Here is a 21,272-nt window from a genome sequence, read left to right as displayed (position 1 = left end):
TGCGCGGTCGATCTCGCCGTCGACGCCCTGCCGCACGGAATCTGTGCGGCAGGGCTCGGCGGCGTCAGCCCATCAGCTCTCGTGCCGAGGGTCCGCGACCGTGCAGCACGGCGGTCTCCGACCAGATCAGCATCGCTATCGGGCCGCATACGAAAAGCTCTGCGATGGGCGGTCTTTCGGGCAGTCTCTCGTTCATCTCACGAGCCTTTCCGGTTTGCTGCCGCTCGCTGACGGCATGGAACGTGTTGAGAGGGCGAAGTCCCGAACCGCGTCGGCGAAACGCTCCGGTTCCTCCAGATGCCCCAGGTGTCCGCTGTGTTCCAGGATCACCAGTCGCGAACCGGGGATGAGGTCGTGCAGTTCCCGACCCCAGCGCGGTCCGCAGATGACATCGAAGAGGCCGACGATGACCAGCGTCGGGACGGTCACCTTCGGCAGGTCGGCGCGGTCGTCGATGAGATCGGGGGAACCGATCGCATCCAGTCCCGAGATGTAGCTGGCACGCAATGCCTCTCGTACCGGAGCCCAGCGCTGTTCGTCGCCCCAATAGTCGGCGATGTACGAGGGCAGGACGCCACGGGCGACGGCAAGGGCCTGCGCATCGCTCGAAATGTCCTGCATCGCGGCGAAGGTCGCGAGTACATCGTTCAAGCCGGGTCGATCGGCGTGCGCGGCAGCGAATTCCTGAAGCCGTCGCGCTGCCTCCGCGCCGTGCTCGGGTCCGGTCACCGGTGCGCCCTCGTACAGGATGATTCCGGCGAGCCCGGCGGGGCGGTGGATCGCATGGTGGGCGGCGACGAACGCGCCGTGTGAGTGGCCCAGCAGATATACCTGCGGAACCTCGAGATGGTCGATGATACGTTGCAGCGCAAGGCTGTAGCGCTCCCTGGTGTAGCCGTTCGGATGTGTCGGCAGCCGACCGGATTTGCCGGTGCCGAGCGCCTCGACGTACACCATGGTGAGGTGCTTCTCCAGCTCGGGCATGCGCAGGTACTCCCAGTGGATGCCCGGCCCGCCCGGGTGGGCCAGACAGACCGGTCCACTGCCGAATACGTGGTACCGCTGGCTGACACCGTTGGAGTCGAAGACGTGCACGCCGGGCGCGAGCGCGTCGAAGGTGTTGTGCGACATGGACATCACGCGGCCTGTAGCGGTGCGGCGAAGGACTTGCGCAGCGAGGACGGTCCGACCAGGGGCAGTAGCGCCGCCAGGATCTTGCCCTTGAGCGCCCGCGGGGTCCGGGTCAATTCGACGTCGACGCGGCAGCCGGGCAGGTCGGGTGTGATTTTGAAGACCCAGCCGCCGCCCGCGCCGAAGAGCTTGGAATCGAGTGTGGTGATGGTGACGGTATCCCCGCCCGGAACCCATTCGTAGCGGGCGCGTTCCCAGGCGGCGGCGGTGCCCTCGGTGACCTCGGCCCAGGTTTCGCCGCGCTCGTGAACGACGAAGTGCTCGGCGTCGATCGTCGGCCACACGTCAGGGCGTCTGGGGCCGAAGTCGGTGAGCACGTGCATGACCTCGGCCGGGGACAGGGTGGACATCAGGTGAAAGCGGACAGTAGCCATGTAAATACGATCGCTAACTCGGCTATTGCGGCGAATCGGTCATATGACGCTGGGGGTGACGTATTCCGTTCGATAGGGTCGCGGCGGGGGCCGCATGTCGACGCGGCACCCGGGAAGAGGTAGCACGGCAATGCCGATGTTCGGACGAGACACCGAGCTGAAAGATCTGGGCGCTCTGGTAGACCGACCCGGCGATCACAGCGGATTCCTGATCGAAGGGGAACCCGGCGTCGGGAAGTCCGCGCTGGTCGGTGCCGCGGTCGCCGCTGCGGCCGTGGCGGGGGTGCGGGTGTTACGCACCGCCGGCGCCGAGGCCGAGCAGAACCTCCCGTTCGCCGGACTGCATCGGCTGCTGTATCCGCTCCGCCGGGGCTTCGACGCCCTGCCGCCACCCCAATTCGAGGCGCTGACAACGGCTTTGGGCATGTCCGACGGCCTTGACGAACCCAGTCCGTACCTGGTGGGGCTCGCGGCATTGACCCTGCTGGCCGATATCGTGCTGCCCAATACCGCCGATGCCACCGACCGGCCATTGCTGATCGTTGCCGAGGATGTGCACTGGCTCGATGCGGCCAGCGCCGAAGTGCTCGCCTTCCTCGCACGTCGAGTCGTGGGCGAACCCATCGCGATGATCGCTACGCTGCGCGAAGGCCTCGCCTCGCCGCTCAGTGCCGCGGGGCTTACCGTTCTGCTGCTGCGGCCACTCTCGGACGTCGACGCGACAGCGCTGTTGGACAGCGCCGCACCGGAGCTCCCGGTCCCGGTGCGCCGCCGAGTGCTCGCGCAAGCCCAGGGAAACCCGCTGGCGCTGATCGAATTGCCCACGACGGCAGCGGATCTCGATGAGCAAGTCGCCCTCTTGCCGATGACCGAACGCCTCGAACGCACCTTTTCCGCGCGTGGCGCGCGGCTTCCGGAACCAAGCAGATCGGCTCTGCTCGTCGCAGCGCTCAACGACAGTGATTCGCTCGGCGAAGCCCTGGCCGCCACCGGCGCTGTGCTGGGGTGTGTGGTCGAACCCGGGTCGCTCACACCGGCGGTGGAGTCGGGTCTGATCGACATCGCCTCCGGCACAGTGACTTTCCGGCATCCGCTGATGCGTTCGGCCCTGGTCGCGGCGGCAACGGACGACCGGCGTCGACGCGCTCACCTCGCGCTCGCCGAGCTGCTCGACGCGACACCGGATCGGCGAGTGTGGCATCGCGCGGCGGGCACCGTGGGCCCGGCCGAAGAGGTCGCCGTCGAGCTGGAAGACATCGCCAAACGGGCGCGCCACACCAGTGGTGCCATCGCGGCGCTGGAGCGGGCCGCGGCCCTGAGCGATACCCCCGGTCGGCGCGCGGACCGGCTGCTGCGCGCCGCTGAACTGGCCGTCGACTCCGGTCGCCGCGATACCGTCGCACGGCTGGTGGATGCTGCCCGCACGCTACCCCTCACCGCGGGGCAAGAGGCCACCGCGAACTGGCTGCTCACCGAATTCGACGACGGCATGCGCGAAAACTCGACGCGCATAGGCGAACTGGCCGTGCTCGCGGCCGCCGTGGCCGCCGACGGGTATCCGGATCCCGCGCTGCGGATCCTGTGGGGTGTGGCCGCGCGGTGCTACTGGTCCGAACCGGGGCCCGATATCCGCCGCGTGGTGCTTACGGTCGCCGACACCTTCGCCATTCCCGACGGCGATCCGCGCAAACTCGCGATCGACTCGATCGTGGCCCCGTTCGAGCGCGGCGAACAGGTGCTGGGCCACCTGCGTGCGCTGACCGCGACCGCGGGGCGTGATCCGGAGGTCGATCACTTTCTCAGTAGCGCCGCGTACCAGGTCGGCGCCTTCGATCTCGCGGCGCACTTCTCCGGCGTGGCCGCAGCCGGATTCCGCTCCGCCGGGCGACTGGGCCTGCTGACCAGGGCGCTCGCGATTCAGGCCCGGGGCTTGACCCGGGTCGGTGATCTCGCCGCGGCCGCGCCGCTCGCGGCCGAGGCGGCGGCGTTCGCCCTCGAGACCGGGCAGCCTTTCATGCATGCGACCGGCACCGCGGTGCAGGCCGAAATCGCGGCGCTGCGTGGGGATTACGCGGAGGCCGCGGCATTCGCGGCGGAGGCCGAACGGAACGGGCTGGCCGCGGGCGCGCGCCCCGTGCTGGCCACCGCGCAACTCGCGCGGGGGCTCATCGCCCTCGGCGAGGGCCGATTCGACGATGCGTTCGACGATATGTACCGCCTTCAGGATCCACGCGACCCGTCCCATTCCTATTCTCTCCATGGGTATTTCCTCGCCGAACTGACCGAGGCCGCGGTTCGCGCCGGTCGCGCCGACACCCTGCGGGAGGTATTGAACGGATTGACGCCGGTGGCCGCGGTCACGCCAGCACCCGCGCTGCATATCGGAATGCGCTACGCCCGAGCGGTTCTCGCGACCGACGACGCCGCCGACCGGTTTGCCGAGGCATTGGCGGCGGACCTGACCGGATGGCCCGCCGAACGCGGCCGCCTGCATCTGGCCTACGGCGAATGGCTGCGGCGACAGCGCCGAGTGGTCGAATCCCGAACCCATTTGCGCACGGCCAGAGAGATATTCGACGCCCTCGGCTTCGCCGCCTGGAGCGAACGGGCGCGAGTGGAACTGCGCGGTGCCGGTGAATCGAGCCCTAATCGCGACCCGGACGCGCGCGAGCAGCTCACCCCGCACGAGTTGAGCATCGCGCAATTGGCGGCGCAGGGTCTGACCAATCGGGAGATCGGGCAGCGGCTGTACCTGTCGCATCGGACGGTCAGCACCCATCTGCATCGCATCTTCCCCAAACTGGGGATCAGTTCGCGTAGCGACCTGGCCGCCCTGCTGCCCACCCCGGAAGGCGCGCCCGAGTGATCAACGGCCGTTGTGGTCGGGCTCCGGCCGACACCCATTACGTCATCTGACGCTCGCAGAGACATCCACGGACTCCCTAGCGTCAGAGCGCAGGCGGTGCTGGTCGCGACTCGGTCGGACCCGAACCGCATCGGCTCACGGACAACAGCAGGAGTGCAGATGGACCTCAGCAGACGACGGCTTTTCGGCGGAGCGTTGGTGGCGGGTGCGGCGGGACTTGCCGCGACCTCGCTGAGCGCTTGCGCCACCGACTCCGCCAGCACACCCGCGGCCGCCGCTCCGGGCTCGGATTTGCGGGCGGGATCGGGCGCGAACACCACACTGGGTTCGATCAAGAAGATCGACGCCGGTGTTCTCAACGTTGGGTACGCCGAATTCGGGCCCAGCACCGGACAACCCGTGATCCTGTTGCACGGCTGGCCGTATGACCCGTACAGCTACGCCGATGTCGGGCCGCTGCTCGCGACCGCCGGATATCGGGTGCTTGTGCCGTTCCTGCGCGGCTACGGTCCGACGACCTTTCTGTCCGCGCAGACCGTCCGCAACGGTCAGCAGTCCGCGATTGCCCGTGACATCGTCGATTTCATGGACGCCCTGCGCATCGACAAGGCCATTCTCGGTGGATTCGACTGGGGCGCACGAACTGTCGACATCATCGCCGCACTCTGGCCGCAGCGCGTCAAGGCGATGGTCGCGGTGAGCGGCTACCTCATCACCCAGCAAGCGGCCCAGCAACAACCACTCGCACCGCAAGCCGAACTCGGCTGGTGGTACCAGTACTACTTCGCCACCGAACGCGGCCGCCTCGGTTACAGCAAGAACCGGCACGATTTCAACAAACTGATCTGGCAGCGCGCCTCCCCGCGGTGGAACTTCGACGACGCCACCTACGACCGCAGCGCCACCACCTGGGACAACCCCGACCACGTCGATATCGTCATCTCCAACTACCGGTGGCGGCTGAGCCTGGCGCCGAGCGAGCCGCAATACGACGCCTACGAACAACAACTCGCCACCGGGCCCGCGATCACCGTGCCCGCCATCACCATCGCGAGCGACTTCGACGGCGCGGCCAAGGACGGAAAGCCCTACCGCGCCAAGTTCACCGGAGCCTACGAACACCGCATCCTCGACGGCATCGGCCACAACGTCCCGCAGGAGGCCCCACACCCCTTCGCCCAGGCCATCATCGATGCCGACCGCATGTGAAAGACCGCCGGGGCAGGTGATTCCCGCCCGCCCCGGCGGCCTCGGTAATCACGCCCCGGTTGCCTCGCGCTGACCGTCCAGCGCATCACGCAGCGCCGCCCGCGTCGTGATCCCCAGCTTCGGGAAGATCCGGTACAGATGGGAACTGACCGTTCGCGGCGACAGGTACAGCAGTCCACCGATTTCCTTGTTGGTGAGACCGCCGGCGGCCAGCTCGGCGATCCGGCGTTCCTGCCAGGTCAGCATCAGCGGACCCGGCAGGGTGTCCGGCGGGCTGATGCCCGTGGCCCGTAGTTCCGGCAGAGCCGAGCTGTCGAACCGCGATCCGATATCGGCGCGCAGGGCAATCAGCAGTTTCACCGAGCTTCCGCTCAGCCGACGGCCGACGAAGCCGCAGACGTCGGCGCTGGCATCGTCGAACCAGTGGCCATTGTCGAGCACCAACAGCAGCGGCCGGTCCGATGCTGTCGCCGACAACAGGTTCAGCACGGCGATCCCCAACGTCATGATCGACGGTGGGGTTTCGACCTGCTGTCCGAAGGCCGCGTCGAAGACGGCGCGGTCGCGTGCGTCGAGCCGCTCGGCATACGGCTGTAGCGGGTACAGGAACTGATGCAATCCCGCGTACGGGAGTTCGCGTTCCGCCTCCACCCCGATGGCCCGGACCACCGTGTGCCCATTCCGAACCGCGAGGTCGATCGCATGGTCGAGCAAGTCGCTGTTACCGGTTCCGGCATCGCCGTGCAGGACCAGGGATGCCCCGGTGCCAGCCGTCACGAATGCCGAGAGGTGTTGCCGCTCAACGGCCTGACCAATCCTTCGCACCACGGGTGAGTCCATTGTCGTTCGCTCCCTTCGTTTTCCAGAGTGCGTTTACAGGGACCCACGAGGCTGAACGCGGCCCTCGGAATCGAGTTCGACGACCGTATCGATCCCGATCCTGCGTAGGAACGAATAGTCGTGGCTCACGACCAGGAGCGCGCCGCGGTATTCGGCCAAGGCTGCGACGAGCTGATCGACGGTGGCGATATCGAGATTGTTGGTCGGCTCGTCGAGGATCACCAGCTGGGCTGGGGGATCAGCAAATAGCAAGCGGGCCAAGGAGACTCGGAAGCGTTCACCGCCGGAGAGAGTCGAAACGGGCCGTTCGGCACTGTCCCCGCGCAGCAGCAGCCGGGCCAGCTGATTGCGGATGGTGGCGGGCGGTGTGGAGGCGGCCACCGCATGAATGTTCTCCAGCGCGCCGAGTTGGTCATCGAGGCCATCCAGGCGTTGCGGGAGATATCCCACGCGGTCGGTGTACAAGGTGCCGCGTCGTGGATCACGACCATCGAGGAGGTTCTCGATCAGCGTGGATTTCCCGGAACCGTTGGGGCCGATCAGGGCGACTCGTTCCGGTCCCTGGATGACGATGGTGCGGTCGCCGTCACGCAGTTCCGCGATCCGCCTGCTGCGTGGCACATCGGGATCGGGCAGGTTGAGATGGATGTGTTCCTCGCGGCGGACCCTGGTAGCCGCAGTATCCAGAACATCCTGGGCCGCACGCACTTTGGCGTCGAGAGTGGTGCGCATGGTTCCGGCGGACCCCTGCGCCTTGCTGGCGCGGTTGCCGGCCAGGATTCGTGGGATGCCGCCGTTCTGTTGTGTCGCCTTGCCCGTGCGCTCACGCCTGGCCAGTTTGATCTCGGCCTCGATGCGTTGCCGTTTCTCGACTTTCAACGCCTGCTCGGCGGTGCGAGCCGCCTGCTGAGCCGCGGCCTGTTCCTGCTCGATGTACTGCCGCCAAGCGCTGTAGGGTCCACCGAACGTCTCCAGGGTCGCGCCGTGCAGTTCCGCGGTGGCATCCATATGCTCGAGCAGTTCGAGATCGTGGCTGACCACAACCAGGGTGCCCGGCCACGAATCCACGAATCCGGCCAGTGCGGCGCGGGTTTCGCGGTCGAGATTATTCGTCGGCTCGTCGAGCAGGGTGATCGGCTTGCGTTGGATCCGCAGTCCGGTGATCGCGATGAGAACCGCCTGACCACCGGAGATCTCACCGACCTTGCGGTCGAGATCGGCTGCGCTGAACCCGATCTCGTGTAGCGCTTCGTCGGCGCGGGATTCGATATCCCAATCGTCACCGATTGTTTCGAACAACACCTCATCGACCTCGCCTGCCTCGACTGCGCGCAGGGCCGCGAGTGTGCTTGCGATTCCGAGTAATTGCGCGATGGTGGTGTCGCGGTCGAGAGTGAGCGTCTGCGGGAGATAGCCCACTTCGCCGGTGGTTTCGACGCGTCCGGAGGTCGGTGTGAGAACTCCCGCGATGAGGCGCAACAGTGTCGACTTGCCGGCGCCGTTGCGGCCGACCAAACCGGTGTGCCCGCTTGTGAAGGCGCCGTTGACGCCGTGCAGTGCGAGGACACCGTCGGGCCATTCGAAGGTCAGGTTCCGCAGGGTGATCGCTGAATGTGTGGATGCAGACATGAGTCGGCTCTTCCTGCTCGCGAACGAGCGGCTGCGAGATATGAGACAGGTCTCGAGCAGCAGGCGAAGGCAGGCGGGCGCAGCGGGCACCGGCAACGGACCACGCCGGATCAGGGCAGGTGGCAACCGATCAGGCGCAGGTGAGGGTGCACGCAACAGCGTCCGCGCTCAATAGAGCACGCGAAAGACACATTCGAGTGAAAGGAGAATGTGAATCGGGGACGCCGCCTTCGACTGGCGGCTACAGTCTGTCGACCTCGTCGATGAGCACGCGACCACATTATCATCCTGCATGTGGCACTGACCGTGGAGTCTTTATCGCGCCGCGCCCTCGACGGTGAGCCAGCAACTATCCCGCTTCGGTAGGGTCACGGTGAGGCCGGCAAACAGGTTGGGGCCGGAAGGGGCGGGCGTCATGCCGCTGTTCGGGCGAGAAGCCGAGCTGAAGAATCTGGGTGTGTTGGTCGATGGCCCGCAGGAGCACGGTGGGGTCCTGATTCAGGGTGCGGCCGGAATCGGGAAGTCGGCGCTGGTGGAAGCAACGATCGCGACCGCCGCCGCGGCGGGGTTCAAGGTGCTGCGGACCGCCGGAGTAGCGGCTGAACAGAACTACGCTTACGCCGGACTGCACCGGCTGGTCTATCCGTTGCGGAAGGCGTTCGATGGGTTGCCGGCACGGCAATACGACACGCTCGCAACCGCTTTGGGACTGTCGGACAGCGACGGTGAACCCACCGTGTACCTGCTTGGCCTCGCGGCGCTGACGCTGCTTACCGATGCGGCGGGCGAGCGACCGCTGCTGATCGTCGCAGAGGACGCGCATTGGCTGGACTCCGCCAGCGCGGAGGTACTGGCGTTCATCGCCCGCCGCATCGACACCGAACCGATCGCGCTGATCGCGACCGTACGCGAGGGGATGGACACACCGCTGGCGGATGCGGAGCTGAATCCGATGCGGCTCGAACCGTTGTCCGAGGACGACGCGGCCGCGCTGCTTGACCACGCCGCGCCCGATTTGCCCGCAGTGCTTAGGTCGCGGCTGTTGGACGCGGCCCGCGGTAATCCGCTCGCGCTGACCGAATTGCCGACCGTTGCCGGTGATCTCGATGAACTCCCCGCGACGCTGCCGCTGACCGAACGGCTCGAACGTGCCTTCACCGCGCGTAGTGCAACGCTACCCGCCTCCACCCGGACCGCACTGCTCGTCGTCGCCCTCAACGACAGCGACTCGATCGACGAAACGCTTTCCGCCACCGGCGTTCTCCTCGATGGTCCCGCTGAATCCGAGATCTTCACACCTGCGGTCGATGCCCGGCTGCTCACCCTCGGGCCGGGCACCGTCACCTTCCGGCATCCCTTGATGCGATCCGCCCTGACCTTGATTGCGACGGCCGACGAGCGTGCCCGTGCCCACCACGCGCTGGCCGGCGTCCTCACCGGGTATCCGGATCGGTATGCCTGGCAGCGGGCGGCCGCCGCAGTGGGTCCTGACGAACAGGTAGCACGCGAACTTGACGAGGTCGCGGACAGAGCTCGCCATAGCAGCGGTGCCATAGCCGCGCAGGAGCGTGCCGCCGAACTCAGCGACAACCCGGTTCGACGCGTGGATCGTCTGCTGCGCGCCGCCGAACTCTCCGTCGAGTCCGGTCGGCGCGATGCCGCCGAACGACTCGTGGTCGCCGCTCGCGCGATCCCCACTACACCTCGACATGACGCGACCGCGGCCTGGCTGCTCAGTGGATTCGAAGACGGTGTCCGCGAAAACCCCTCACGCATAGCTGAATTGGCGACGCTGGCGACCTCGGTCGCCGCCGACGGGCACCCTGACGCGGCGATGCGGATCCTGTGGGGCGCGGCCATGCGCTGCTTCTGGACCGAACCCGGTGCGGACACCCGCCACCGGCTGCTCGCGATCGCCGACGCGCTTCCCGTTCCCGAGGACGACCCGCGCCTGGTCGCGGTCTCCGCCTGGGTCGCCCCGTTCGAACGCGGCGCACAGGTCCTGGACCGGCTGCACGCCTTGGTCTCGGACTCCGGTCGTAATCCGCAGATCGACAGACTGCTGGGTAGTGCGGCACATCAGGTGGGTGCTTACGACCTCGCCGTACATTTCTCCGGCGCGGCCGCGCCGGGCCTGCGCGCCACCGGGCAGCTCGGCCTGCTGCCCCGCGCGCTGACCGTACAGGCGTGCAGTCTGACCCGGCTTGGTGATCTCGCGGCCGCGGCGGCCGCGGCGAACGAAGCCGCCGCTTTCGCCCGCGAAACCCGCCAGCCCTTCGTGCATGGGCTGGCCACCGCCATCGAGGGCGAAATCGCCGCGCTCCAAGGGGATTACCCACGCGCCGTGGTCCTGGCGGGCCAGGCCGAACAGATCGGGCTCGCCTCCGGCGCCCGCCCCATCCTGGGCATGGTCCAGCTCGCCCGCGGGCTCGCGGCCCTCGGCGAGGGCCGATACGACGACGCCTTCGCCGACTTACGCCGAATCTACGATCCACGAGACCCTTCGTACTCACTCTCGCTGCGGGCCTGCGTCATAGCCGAACTCGCCGATGCGGCGACCCGCGCCGGACAGCCTGACGCACTACGAGAACTGCTGCACGAGATGGAATCGGTCGTAGCCGCCACTCCCTCGCCCATCGTGCACATCGGATGGCGATACGCGCACGCTCTCCTGGAAACCGATTCCGCCGAAACACATTTCACCGCCGCACTCGAAGCGGACCTGACCGCCTGGCCCGCCGAGCGCGGCCGACTTCACCTGTCGTACGGCGAATGGCTGCGCCGCCAGCGCCGAGCCGTCGAATCCCGCACCCATTTACGCACGGCCAAAAAGACTTTCGACGCACTCGGATTCACTGCCTGGAGCGACCGCGCCCGGCTGGAATTGCGCAGTGCCGGCGAATCCAGCCCGAACCGTGATCCGGCCGCCCGCGATCGACTCACTCCGCACGAGCTGAGCATCGCCCGCATGGCCGCCCAGGGCCTGACCAACCGCGAAATCGGCCAGCGGCTCTACCTATCCCACAGAACCGTGAGCACCCACCTGCATCGGATCTTCCCCAAACTCGGCGTGAGCGCCCGCGCCGACCTCGCCGGACTGCTACCGACAGAGGAAGATACGACCGCCTGATACCCAGTCGATCGTTCGTGCACGCATGCGGCACGTGTCAGATGGCCTAGCGGTCGGCGCCCCAGCATCTCAGTCGATAGCGCGCCGCCATGCGGAATTCGCAGCAGGCGTGGGCCATTGAGGCCGACGATGACGATTGAGCCTTCGTATCCTGCCGCACCGAGTGGCAGCGGAAGGTTGCCGAAGATCCCACGCCACCAGTACGCCGAGCAGGCCGCGGCATTGACGAGGTTTGCCCCGACGACGCGGCGGGCCTGATGCGACAGCGCTCACGTACGGATGGTGGCCAGGTCGTCGTATACAACAAGGGCATCGGTGGTGTAGGGCCAGATCGACTCCGGAACCCGCATTCGGGCCGACATCGACGCGGGCATCCTGTCCCCGGACACTGATGCGGAGTCGCTGGCCCGTTATACGTGCGCGGTGCTGCAGGGAATTTCCCAGTCCGCTCGCGACGGCGCGAGCCGGGAGGAACTCGAGCGGGTGGCTGCGCTGGCGATCCAGTGCTGGCCCTGATTCTCTATCCGTGCCGCCAGCAGGAGCTCTACCGAGAACGTCTGGTTCTGCTTTGGCTGTGTCGCCGAGCCCTGCGGCACATGGTCGGCCGAGCGCCCGGCAGACTCAGGGAATGGGTTCTGGTTCCTCAGCTCGGCCGTCACCCGCGGATCTGGCCGCGGCACAGGACAAGACGCTTCCCGATGTGATCGGGCCCGACTTGCGTGTGCTGTTCTGCGGAATCAATCCGGGCCTGTGGTCCGGGGCCACCGGATTTCACTTCGCGCGTCCGGGAAATCGGTTCTGGCCGGTATTGCATCGGTCCGGCTTCACCCCGCGCCAACTGCGCCCGGACGAACAGCATGCACTGCTCGGGCTGGGCTTGGGGATCACGAATGTGGCCGCACGCACGACCGCCAAAGCCGAGCAACTGACGGCTGACGAACTGCGCGCGGGCGGCCGCGCCCTGGTCGATCGGGTCGAGCGATATCAACCCCGAGTACTGGCCGTACTCGGTATCGGCGCCTACCGCACGGCCTTCGGTCGTCCACGCACCACGATCGGCCCTCAATCCGAGCGGATCGGTGAGACAGCGGTATGGGTGCTGCCCAACCCCAGCGGGCTCAACGCCCACTACACCCTCGACGCCCTGGCCTCGGAATTCCGTACGCTGCGCGAGGTGGTCGAAGCTAATTGAGCGTGTTGCTGGGTATGCCAGGGGCTCCGAGAGGCTCGAGACACCCTTTTGCGTCATGGGTGACGCAGAAGGGTGTTCGAGTGATGCGTGATGCGGACTCGAACCCGCACAGTCGTTGTCGGTGACGCCGATTGGTGTGTGAGGGCAATCGAAACGCGACGGATGCCGGGGCATGCAGGTTGCCCGTTCGAGCAGGTGGCTGGTGAAGGTGGTGGCCAGCCAGCGCCGGGTATCGCATGCGCTGGGCGTCGGGAAACCTAGATCGTGGTCGAGGCGCAACCTGCAGCTTGACAGGAGTTGGTCTACAAGGCGATCGGTGTTGCTGATCGGGTGCTGGATGCCCGAGGGGCCCGTGAAAAGTTCGAACACCCTTTTCCGTCGTGGGTGACGGAAAAGGGTGTTCGAGTGGTGCGCGAGGCGGGACTTGAACGCCTTGCATGTCGTATGGGTGTCACATTTGGGTGATTAAGGTAATTCGTAGTTATCGAAGCGTAGTGGGTGGTATCGAGTCAACTCCTTTGTCTGTGGGCGGGGTATGGGGTTGGCTGTGTGTCGGCGAGTGGGTGTGGCTCACCGGTTAGAAGGGCGAGTGCTGCAGCGACTTCCGGGAGTGAGGCGCGGACGTAGGTGAGTGTGGGGCCGTCGGATCGGGTGGGTTCGCGGTGGCCGGCGTAGGCGCGGGCGACGGCGTAGCCGCAGTGGCGTTCGACCCAGGTGAGGGTGGTGTGGCGGAGCCAGTGCGCGGTGATCTGGAGGGTGGCGGCCCAGGGGAGGTGTTTGCCGACGCGGTCCCAGATGTGGTCGTAGCGGCGGTCGGTGATGGGGCGGCCATCGTGGTAGCGAAGTAGTTGCTGTTCTGGGTGTTGGCTGCGTTTGCTGTGTTCGGCGAGGGCGTGCATGAGAGTGGGGGAGACGGGTTGCCAGCGGTCGGATTGGTCCTTTTCGCGTAGCCAGATCAGGCAGTCGTCGTAGTCGAGGTCGATGGGGCGCAGGGCGAGGGCTCCGCTGCGGCGGCATGCGGTTTCGAGGTGTAGTCGCAGGATCAGGCTGTCGAGTTCGGGGTCGTTGCCGGTGGTTTCGACAGTGTGGACGATCTGCTGGAGTTGGCGGTGGCTCAGTGAGGTGCGTGGGCTGGGTGCCCGACGGGGGCTGTCGACGGTGTCGGCGGGGTTGGTGCTGGGGTGGATATAGCCGTCGTTTCGGGCGTGGCGATAGAGGCTACGGATGGCGCCAGCCATGTGTTCGCCGGCCGAGCGTCCATCTCGCGAGTTGCGTCGCACAAGGGCTTGTCGGCGTGCGTCCTCGACGAGCTGCTGGAGTTCGGTGGTGGTGGGTTCGTTGATTCTGCGGTCGGGCCATTGGGTTTGGATGCGTTGCCAGTAGGGGCGGTAGGTGCGCAGGGTGCCCGCGGTGACGAGTTTTTCCAGGCGCGGGATGTATTCGCCGAAGGTGGGTGGCGGGTTTGTCGCTGTGGCGGTGAGGAGGTCTTCGGGTCGGATGCCCAGATTTCGGAGAAGTAGTCTGGCGGCATCGATTTCGGCGTTGCTCATCGTGATGGCCACAGGTTCGGGCTGGCGGTGCGGAGAAGGGTCGACAGCGCGGCGGGTGGGTAGACGAGAAGGAATTCGCATTCCGGGTCGGCGACGAGCAGGAGGCGGTCGCCGGCATGAAGTCGCGCTTGTGTGCGGATGGTTGCGGGGAGCAGGATGTGCCGTCGCGCGTCGACCCGGTGGTTGCTGTCGCCAGGGGTGGTGTGGATGTGGATGAGTTGGTTGTGCAGCGTGATCGAGATCGGTTGTCGCTGAGGCCAACCCATTTCTTCGATCAGGGTGGTGGTCGCTATCCTGCCGCGGTCGTTCATTACCGTGGTGGTGATTCGAAGCGGTGGTTCGGTGGGAGCGGTTGCTTCCCGCAGTTGTGGAAGTGGTACTGCGACAGGGTGAGTGCCTGAGTCGGGGACGAAGTCGGACAGATATGCCGAGCGCACGGGACGAAGTCCCCAGTCGCTGGTCAGGCTGCTGCACAGCTGGTCGGGTTGCGCTTCGGTACTGGGCCGGTTGGTGGCGCCGGTCTTGTCGGTTGAGGGCACGGTCGGTACCTCGATTCGCATCGAGATCTGATGAGATGTAGCTCTATGGAATCGGTTTCAAGGTCGAAAAAGCCAGCGGTAGATCAAATCGTGACCCAGGCTCAGAGAGCGCACCTTCATCCAGGACTCGTCGTGCAGCGTGTGGATCGCGGTCGACCGGACCCAAACGTTCTTTAAACATTAACTTTTCGAGCGGAACATGGCGGTCGGTTCCATCATCGCGCTACGGGCCCCAGTAGCTCCATCGGCCCAGGTACGGTTTGAGCGCTTCCGCGCTCGGTTTGGGAATCGGGGGCATCTGCAACGTACCCCGAAACGGATCCATTCGAATGCGATAGCTGATCGCCCAGTCCAGCCATTGCGCGGAGGCAGCGGCTTCTTCAACGTCGGTGATCGTTTCGATATGCCGCTGCATCGCAACGAGGTACTCGTCGAGTTCGAGTCCTGAGCGCCATCGTCGTAGTTGATCCTCGAGCACCTCGGCGCGACGCGTGTCGGCGTAGGCGGCTTTCGCTGTGGTCATGGCCGCCTCCCATTGCCGCTGTTTCTCGGCGGCTTGTCGTTCTGCCGCCAGGCGTTTCTCCTCGGCGTCGGCGGCTCGCAACTCCAGTTCCTGCACCACCTGAGCCAAGTCGATGACGGTGTCGTCCTTGTATGTCCAGTTCGATTGTCGATACGGGCGGCCGTTGGTGATCGTGAGGGTGAGTCGCCCGCTGGGTACGTGGTCGTACTTCGGGATCCGAACCCACGAATCTCGCTCGGCTTTACGCAGTTCCGATGCGGTGGCTTCGTGGGGCACCTTGTCGGTCGGCTCGACGATGGAGACCGCGAACGGATGCTCGAGAATCGAGATCTGCAGCTCGGCGCCAACCTCGTTCCGGCGACCGTATCCGCGTTGCTCCGATGGAGTTCCAGTTGTGGCCTTGTATCCCTTGGCTTCTGCTGTGAGCGCGAGCGTGTTGAGAATCCGCAGTGCGCGATTGCGGAGCGGGCGCTTCATCGGCAATCGATCCTCGGCGTCGCGCAATCGGATGACTGCGGGATGCCATTTCGCCGGCTTCTCCGGGACAGGTACCGGTTGGAGGACCGCAGTCGTCCATGTCGGCGGGTCTGCGAGTTTGATCGTGATTGTCTTGTCCCAGTAGTTGCGGCGTTCGATGACGAGTAGCTTGCCGTCCGGTACTTTTCCGTGCCGAATCGCGGATGCCACCAACCTGTCGTAGTCGGGGCCTTCCTGAGGAGATCGCTGGATTTGCAAGACGCCACCTGCCTGGACGAGATCAGCGATCAACTGATCCACCGGTCGCAATCGTGGAGGTGGCTTCGCTATCCGCGGCTCAGTGGGTTTCGGTTGTTCATCGCGCGGTACCGGGGTGGTCGACTCTTTCGTGCGGACTGCCGTCGGCTTCTTGTCCCAGTGATCGGCAGGGTAGTCCCCGTGTTCGAGGTAATAGATCCCCACCGCGGTCAGTTCGGCACGCCACGTTCCGCCCTTCTTCGAAACCGAGACGAGCCCACGCCATTCGAGTGCCTTCGCTGTGGTCTTGTGTGTGTGGCCCGTCATCACCCCGTCCGGACAGCCGTCGGACACCCATTGCAGAAGATCGAACTGGGTTCGATTGATCGGATCCGTACGCGCCATCGCGACATAGCCTTTCGTGAAACGGTGCGATGCCAAGGTTCGTCATGGCGCTGATACCTCGCCCCGTGACCTCCGCATCCGTACTCAGATCCCAATCAGCCGCAGGCTTTTCGTCGGTGGATGAGCCCGGCCGGTTGGCCTACGGCTGACTGCACTGAGGGGGTGTGTCGACGGACGTCGTTCCGGAGGAACGACGCTTGTCAAGTTTATCGAAGGACGTAGGCTTACCGTCGGCAAACGTACGACACCCATCGGTCGAAGAAGGCAATCAGCATGGACGTCGGAGACGAGTGGATCTATCGGTTGCGGGACTACGATTCGTCGGAGCGGGTTCGGATTCTCGGAATCGAACAGAGCAAGAAGAAGATTCGGGTCGAGATCGAGTTCGTTGATGGGGACAAACGCGGCATCCGAGAGACCATTCCCGGTACTCGGCTGCGCGCCCCATGGGCCGGTGTCGACGGATACGACCAGCGGATGGCGAACTGGCGGCGGCTGGAGGAGCAGAACGACCTCACTGACACCGAAGTATCCGCCATCAGCACCGTCTTCGATCTATTCGTACCCAGGGAGATCGCCTACACCGACTGGCGTCAGGTCAAAAATGCTCTCGCAGTTCGTGATCGAGTCAAGTTCGAGCAGATCATCGGCGCACCGCTCGCCGATGTACTCGCCGAGGTCGCCGGTTTCGATCTGGACGACGAGGCGCTGCTCTCCCCGGCAGGCACGCTCCGGTGTGCGGAGCTCGTCTGCCGCCGAAACCCCATGCCCATTCTGGAATGGATAACGCAGGAGGAGAACGAGAAGCGCGAGCACTGCAAGCGGGGACGGAAGTACCAGGGGCGGAACAGGTCCGACGCTGCTACATCGGATCCAGAGACGGAATACCAGTTCTATCTCGAGTACGACCGACCTCACAACGAACTGCTCCGCCAGTGGTGTGGACATCGGGCGGTGACCCTGCAGGAGCGACTCGCCGCGGCCGAGGCCGAGGTGCACAGGCTCGATGTTCTCGTGACTCGGCTCATCGATATCGTCAAGGACCACAACAGCTTGCTCGCCGAGACACTTGAACGTACCCATGACGAGGAGCGAATCACTCCGGCGAATGTTCGCCCGGTCGTCGAACGTCCCTTGAATCCAGCCGAGATCCCTGTGCGATACATTCAGACCCCACCGCGACGCTGGCGGTGAGCCACACGACCGGCATCTCCCGTTGTTCGAGTGGCTGATCGGCACCGGAGATGGGGTGGCGGTCAACCTCTGAGCGCGTCATCGAGTCGGCCGGGCCAGTGATCGCTACATCGCCCAGGTCGCACAGGGTCTGGCGGCGTGGGCTGGCTGGCGCGGAGAAGTCCAGATGAACGACCCCGCGATCACAGTGCGCGGCACAGCATCCGGACATTTGGATTGGAGCCGTTCCCGTTGCTCGAAGTGGGGCAACGCAATTCCGGTAGGTACTACGACGCTCGTCAGGCAAGCGCTATTCAGGCGACAATCCGAGTATGGATTGCCCGACTGTAGTTGGCGAATGAGGTCCGCCCTGCGCTCCGTCGTCCGCGCACGGCCATGTCTCACCGGTGTGAGTCGTCGCTGCCGCGGTGTCGTGTGGTGAACCTGGTTTGTCGCGTGTCGGATTCTATTGCGCGGCATGATGGTTCGTCGGCGGCTGAGATCTATCGCGCAGGGAGCTGCATGAGCTGGCGCTGTAGGACTTGTTCGCGGAGCAGTGCGGTGGCATCGCCCGTTCTGATTTTCGGAGGAGTGCATGAGAAGCGAATCGGAAGTTGCTGCGTACGAGGCCCTGAAAACTGAATACCGGCGAATCGTGGATGTCGTCGACTTGTTCCCACGGGGCGTACAAGCGCGGCAGATCGCGAAGATGGTGCACCCGCGTTCCTGGGAGATTGACGAGGACGACATCGATGCCCAACAGGTCAAGGCCGTCCGTGACAAGCTGGCGCGTCTGGAATCGAAGGGTTTCGTCACGATTGAACGAACCGTGGAATATGGAAATATCTACCGGCCGGTGAACAGTCCGCTGGATATGGCTACTTGGACACTGGAACAAGGACAGGAGTATTACGCGGAGAATCATGTCGACCGCATCGGTGCCGATCAACTTGCGGTCGCGGCGTATTCGATGATGCTGGGGGTATGGCGAAACACTGTTGTCGAGGATGCTCATGCGAGCAGTGGGCTCAGTCGTATCAGTGATGGCGAGATGTTCGCGGCGAACGTGGCTGTCTTCCGCTTGATGCGAGACTTCCTGGAAGCGGAGGATCGGACACCTGCCGCGTGGGACCGACTGTCTCGTGAAGTAGTGCGTCCGGACAGGATTGCGGCCGGGTCGAGGACCGTCGCCGACTTACTCGGCGAGTACTACAGCGAATGGGCGACGGGTGCCCAGGGCGCACTGGAGTACTTTGCCCAGCTGACCGAGCGCGACGACCACGACATGAGGTGGTTCGTCGCGGTCAAGTCCTGCTTCGGCAGCATGCACCGGACCTGGTTCGGCATGCCCGACTGGCCTCGCGTCGTGGATACCTTTGTCGATAAACCCTTTTCGGGATCGCGCCCAGTGGAGGAGTACGACGAAGATGACCTCGCGAGATTCCCTGGTTTGGTCGAGCAGGCGCGTAGACCTCGAGTCTTGCCGATCCCGGCTGCGGATCTACGCGCCGGATTACTGGACGGCCCAGACCGCATGGACCCACAGGTCCTCGGTTGGTGCATCAGTGACGCAATAGGATTCATACGACTCGATCGCGAGTAAACGGACATGTCGGCATGCCTAGAGCACGTGCGGTGTGGGGGTCGATGTGCATCATCGCCGCGCTTTTATGCGTCGGCGCCGTTAACCTGGCTCAGGTGCCCCTGTCTACGACGACTTCTACCTGGATTGGATCTTCTGGGTCTACCTGGCAACGATTGAGTTGACCAACCGCGTCATCGACGATCAGAACCTCCTACCCTCGGCGCCTGCGACAACGAGGTCCTAACCATCCGGGCCCTAAGCGATCTGAGATGCCAGCTGCAGGACCGGTGATCGTCAAGCTGTAGGGCGTCACATGCCTGCGGCTGTCGGCGCCGACAGTCTGATGGCAGATGGTTGCGGCTGGATGGAGCTCAGTCTGCAGGGCGTGTTGGGCTGTTTTCATTGCTCTGGTCAGGGTTCACCTCTATACTGAATCATAATCGAGTTGAGTGATTCAGGGGGTGTGGACATGACTGCGATGACGGTGGGCGACCGGATCGAGAGGGCGCGAGTCGCTGCTGGGATGAGTCAGCGTGACCTTGCCACGGAGACGGGGATTTCTCAGGCGACGCTGTCTCGTACGATCTCGGGCGACCGAGCTCCGAAGATGAATGAGCTGGTGGCGATCGCTGCCGCTACCGGCGTTGTGCTGGCCGAACTCACCGGGGCATCCCGGGTAGCAGGGCGACTGCAATGCGCGGCACGTTCAGTCAACGGCGCCTCGATGGAATCCATGTACGAGCAGATGTTGCGATTTTTGGAGCTCGACGCATATTTGGTCGACCAGGGGATCGCGGCGATTGGATGACTGCGGAGGCTGAGGGAAGAGCTGCTGCGGAACGTTTCCGGAACGATCACCACCTCGGGTTTCAGCCCTTGGGAGACTTGGTAGCACTCATCGAGCAGACTATCGGCGCAGATGTAGCCGTACTCGAGACCGGTCCTGATCAGCACGGGATGACAATGCGGCACAAGGACCGGGGCACGGTTTATCTAGCCGTGGCCCGGACCCTCAACCCGATGCGTCAACGCAGTACCCTCGCGCACGAGTTGGCTCATGTGGTCTTTCAGGACTGGACCGATGAACCGCAGGTCGATTCGTCCGGCTCGGCGGAGGTCCGCGCCAACACGTTCGCAAGGCATTTGCTTCTCCCGCTGACGGGCGTCCGCGAGATGGTGGCGACCGAGCGTGACTGCGACGAGCTGAGCTTGTTATCGAAAGTGGTACAACGCTACCTGGTTTCACCATCGATGGCGGCAATTTCTCTGGAACAGGTGGGGTACCTCGACTGCGAGGGAAAGAGGCGGCTGAAGTCGGAAACAACCCCGCGCCTGGCTGCTCGTTTCGGGTGGTCGGATCAATACAAGGCTCTGCAGAATGAATCAAATCACCGACGTGCTCCGCAGCGGCTACTGGCGTGGGCGATCGCGGGATATTTGCAGAACGTTATTTCGATTCAAACCATTGCGACTCTGCGAGGGCTCGATGTCGACTTGGTGGAAGACGAATTGAACGGGGCGGGTCTCATACCCACCGGGATGAAGCCGATCTGGAGTGATCCGGCTGATCTGCCTGAGATCTCGATCGATCTTGGTGAGCTCGACGCCGACCTCGGCGACAGCGACGCTGGATGAGCGTCAGACCTGTCATCGACGCTGGTCCAGCGCTGAACTTTCTGGCGATCAATCAAGAGCGGTTGTTGCTGGCGGTACTGGGTGAGATTAGTACGCCTGAAACAGTTGAAGGCGAGGTGCTGCGCAAAGCGCGGACCGACCGCCGATTCGAACGGGTCGGGATGGTGTGGTCAAAGCTGACACCGAAATGGATCGAAGTACTTTCAGATGACTGGACCGACACGTTGGAAGCCGTATGCGCGCGCCAGAACGGCATGCTCTGGATAGAACGGAAGAAACAGGCGAAAGACCTGGGCGAACTACTCGTAGTCGCCCACGCAGTTGCCGCGGCTGAACAAGGTCGACACATTATCGTGGTCATCGACGACCAATCAGGCGCCACGATGGCAACCGCCGAAGGATTGCGTCTCGACCGACTCCGAGTACAAGACCCTTCCATCGGACGAATTATCCTTATCAACACCACCACTATTCTCGAGCGTGCGGTTGGCATCGGGCGCATCGCCGATCGGGCAGCCATGAAAGCGATCTACGCCAGGCTGCGTGACTGTGACGATGGATTGGTGCCGATCGAAAAAACGAGATTGCTTTCGGCAGATCTGTGGAAATTGGAATACTGAAAGAGTTCTCCGATCCCGGCGAACCTGACCCTGTCGCTTCGGTTCGGCGGATCTGCTCTCCTGTCGAATTCTGTTGTTCGGCGAGAGGGATCGTCGC

The 21,272-nt window shown here is 64.6% G+C and carries 16 protein-coding genes; 9 read left to right on the top strand and 7 right to left on the bottom strand.

Going from position 1 to position 21,272, the window contains the following annotated elements; genetic code table 11:
• Positions 1-192: 192 nt before the first annotated feature.
• Positions 193-1,137 carry an alpha/beta fold hydrolase gene (locus GFY24_RS32745; RefSeq protein WP_153808994.1) on the bottom strand — a complete coding sequence of 315 codons (945 nt, stop codon included), beginning with the start codon at positions 1,135-1,137 and terminating at the stop codon, positions 193-195.
• The gene (locus tag GFY24_RS32740) at positions 1,137-1,565 is read right to left on the bottom strand and encodes a hypothetical protein (protein WP_153808993.1); all 429 of its coding nucleotides are present in this window, start codon (positions 1,563-1,565) and stop codon (positions 1,137-1,139) included. Before GFY24_RS32740 ends, GFY24_RS32745 begins: the two co-directional genes overlap by 1 nt.
• 130 nt (positions 1,566-1,695) lie before the next feature.
• Between GFY24_RS32740 and GFY24_RS32735 the strand changes: the two genes are divergently transcribed.
• Both GFY24_RS32735 and GFY24_RS32730 read left to right on the top strand, forming a co-directional pair.
• The gene (locus GFY24_RS32735; RefSeq protein WP_153808992.1) at positions 1,696-4,431 is read left to right on the top strand and encodes an AAA family ATPase; all 2,736 of its coding nucleotides are present in this window, start codon (positions 1,696-1,698) and stop codon (positions 4,429-4,431) included.
• A gap of 159 nt (positions 4,432-4,590) precedes the next feature.
• Positions 4,591-5,640, top strand: a complete 1,050-nt coding sequence (locus GFY24_RS32730) for an alpha/beta fold hydrolase (RefSeq protein WP_153808991.1) — start codon at positions 4,591-4,593, stop codon at positions 5,638-5,640.
• A 48-nt stretch (positions 5,641-5,688) separates the two neighbouring features.
• On the opposite strand, the gene GFY24_RS32725 is transcribed toward GFY24_RS32730, so the two are convergent.
• Entirely contained in the window at positions 5,689-6,468 is a 780-nt protein-coding gene (locus GFY24_RS32725) for an AAA family ATPase (protein ID WP_309231617.1), read from the bottom strand.
• 45 nt (positions 6,469-6,513) lie between these two features.
• Positions 6,514-8,109, bottom strand: coding sequence for an ABC-F family ATP-binding cassette domain-containing protein (locus GFY24_RS32720; RefSeq protein ID WP_153808989.1), 1,596 nt, complete (start codon positions 8,107-8,109; stop codon positions 6,514-6,516).
• Between the two features lie 415 nt (positions 8,110-8,524).
• On the opposite strand from GFY24_RS32720, the gene GFY24_RS32715 reads away from it, so the two are divergent.
• Positions 8,525-11,239, top strand: coding sequence for an AAA family ATPase (locus GFY24_RS32715; RefSeq protein ID WP_153808988.1), 2,715 nt, complete (start codon positions 8,525-8,527; stop codon positions 11,237-11,239).
• Positions 11,240-11,867: 628 nt separating this feature from the next.
• The gene (gene mug, locus GFY24_RS32710) at positions 11,868-12,431 is read left to right on the top strand and encodes a G/U mismatch-specific DNA glycosylase (protein ID WP_153808987.1); all 564 of its coding nucleotides are present in this window, start codon (positions 11,868-11,870) and stop codon (positions 12,429-12,431) included.
• Positions 12,432-12,940: 509 nt separating this feature from the next.
• On the opposite strand, the gene GFY24_RS32705 is transcribed toward mug, so the two are convergent.
• The 3 genes from GFY24_RS32705 to GFY24_RS32695 form a co-directional block, all read right to left on the bottom strand.
• Positions 12,941-13,981, bottom strand: a complete 1,041-nt coding sequence (locus tag GFY24_RS32705; protein WP_153808986.1) for a tyrosine-type recombinase/integrase — start codon at positions 13,979-13,981, stop codon at positions 12,941-12,943.
• Positions 13,978-14,520 carry a hypothetical protein gene (locus GFY24_RS32700; RefSeq protein WP_153808985.1) on the bottom strand — a complete coding sequence of 181 codons (543 nt, stop codon included), beginning with the start codon at positions 14,518-14,520 and terminating at the stop codon, positions 13,978-13,980. The genes GFY24_RS32705 and GFY24_RS32700 overlap by 4 nt, the downstream gene beginning before the upstream one ends.
• Before the next feature lie 223 nt (positions 14,521-14,743).
• A complete protein-coding gene (locus GFY24_RS32695; RefSeq protein ID WP_153808984.1) occupies positions 14,744-16,084 on the bottom strand; it encodes a hypothetical protein in 1,341 nt (446 codons plus the stop codon).
• Positions 16,085-16,435: 351 nt separating this feature from the next.
• On the opposite strand from GFY24_RS32695, the gene GFY24_RS32690 reads away from it, so the two are divergent.
• The 5 genes from GFY24_RS32690 to GFY24_RS32670 all read left to right on the top strand — a co-directional run bounded on the left by GFY24_RS32690 (position 16,436) and on the right by GFY24_RS32670 (position 21,175).
• Positions 16,436-17,356: a hypothetical protein gene (locus tag GFY24_RS32690; protein ID WP_153808983.1), complete on the top strand. Its 921-nt coding sequence runs from the start codon at positions 16,436-16,438 to the stop codon at positions 17,354-17,356.
• A gap of 574 nt (positions 17,357-17,930) precedes the next feature.
• Positions 17,931-18,938, top strand: coding sequence for a hypothetical protein (locus GFY24_RS32685; protein WP_153808982.1), 1,008 nt, complete (start codon positions 17,931-17,933; stop codon positions 18,936-18,938).
• 451 nt (positions 18,939-19,389) lie between these two features.
• Positions 19,390-19,728, top strand: a complete 339-nt coding sequence (locus tag GFY24_RS32680) for a helix-turn-helix domain-containing protein (RefSeq protein ID WP_153808981.1) — start codon at positions 19,390-19,392, stop codon at positions 19,726-19,728.
• On the top strand, positions 19,725-20,555 hold the full coding sequence (locus GFY24_RS32675; protein WP_153808980.1) for an ImmA/IrrE family metallo-endopeptidase: 831 nt from the start codon (positions 19,725-19,727) through the stop codon (positions 20,553-20,555). Before GFY24_RS32680 ends, GFY24_RS32675 begins: the two co-directional genes overlap by 4 nt.
• A complete protein-coding gene (locus tag GFY24_RS32670) occupies positions 20,552-21,175 on the top strand; it encodes a hypothetical protein (RefSeq protein ID WP_153808979.1) in 624 nt (207 codons plus the stop codon). The genes GFY24_RS32675 and GFY24_RS32670 overlap by 4 nt, the downstream gene beginning before the upstream one ends.
• The last annotated feature ends 97 nt before the right edge of the window (positions 21,176-21,272 follow it).

Origin of the sequence: Nocardia sp. SYP-A9097, from assembly GCF_009649815.1 — a bacterium.
In the GTDB taxonomy this organism is placed as follows: domain Bacteria; phylum Actinomycetota; class Actinomycetes; order Mycobacteriales; family Mycobacteriaceae; genus Nocardia.
The sequence above is the reverse complement of the archived record's forward strand: the minus strand, read 5'-3'. Positions and strand labels throughout refer to the sequence as shown.

Coding starts and splice junctions, on each gene's coding strand:
- GFY24_RS32670 (WP_153808979.1), top strand. CDS start 20,552: ATGAGCGTCAGACCTGTCATCGACGCTGGTCCAGCGCTGAACTTTCTG.
- GFY24_RS32720 (WP_153808989.1), bottom strand. CDS start 8,109: ATGTCTGCATCCACACATTCAGCGATCACCCTGCGGAACCTGACCTTC.
- GFY24_RS32690 (WP_153808983.1), top strand. CDS start 16,436: ATGGACGTCGGAGACGAGTGGATCTATCGGTTGCGGGACTACGATTCG.
- GFY24_RS32675 (WP_153808980.1), top strand. CDS start 19,725: ATGACTGCGGAGGCTGAGGGAAGAGCTGCTGCGGAACGTTTCCGGAAC.
- GFY24_RS32745 (WP_153808994.1), bottom strand. CDS start 1,137: ATGTCCATGTCGCACAACACCTTCGACGCGCTCGCGCCCGGCGTGCAC.
- mug (WP_153808987.1), top strand. CDS start 11,868: ATGGGTTCTGGTTCCTCAGCTCGGCCGTCACCCGCGGATCTGGCCGCG.
- GFY24_RS32740 (WP_153808993.1), bottom strand. CDS start 1,565: ATGGCTACTGTCCGCTTTCACCTGATGTCCACCCTGTCCCCGGCCGAG.
- GFY24_RS32680 (WP_153808981.1), top strand. CDS start 19,390: ATGACTGCGATGACGGTGGGCGACCGGATCGAGAGGGCGCGAGTCGCT.
- GFY24_RS32730 (WP_153808991.1), top strand. CDS start 4,591: ATGGACCTCAGCAGACGACGGCTTTTCGGCGGAGCGTTGGTGGCGGGT.
- GFY24_RS32695 (WP_153808984.1), bottom strand. CDS start 16,084: ATGACGGGCCACACACACAAGACCACAGCGAAGGCACTCGAATGGCGT.
- GFY24_RS32705 (WP_153808986.1), bottom strand. CDS start 13,981: ATGAGCAACGCCGAAATCGATGCCGCCAGACTACTTCTCCGAAATCTG.
- GFY24_RS32715 (WP_153808988.1), top strand. CDS start 8,525: ATGCCGCTGTTCGGGCGAGAAGCCGAGCTGAAGAATCTGGGTGTGTTG.
- GFY24_RS32735 (WP_153808992.1), top strand. CDS start 1,696: ATGCCGATGTTCGGACGAGACACCGAGCTGAAAGATCTGGGCGCTCTG.
- GFY24_RS32685 (WP_153808982.1), top strand. CDS start 17,931: ATGAGAAGCGAATCGGAAGTTGCTGCGTACGAGGCCCTGAAAACTGAA.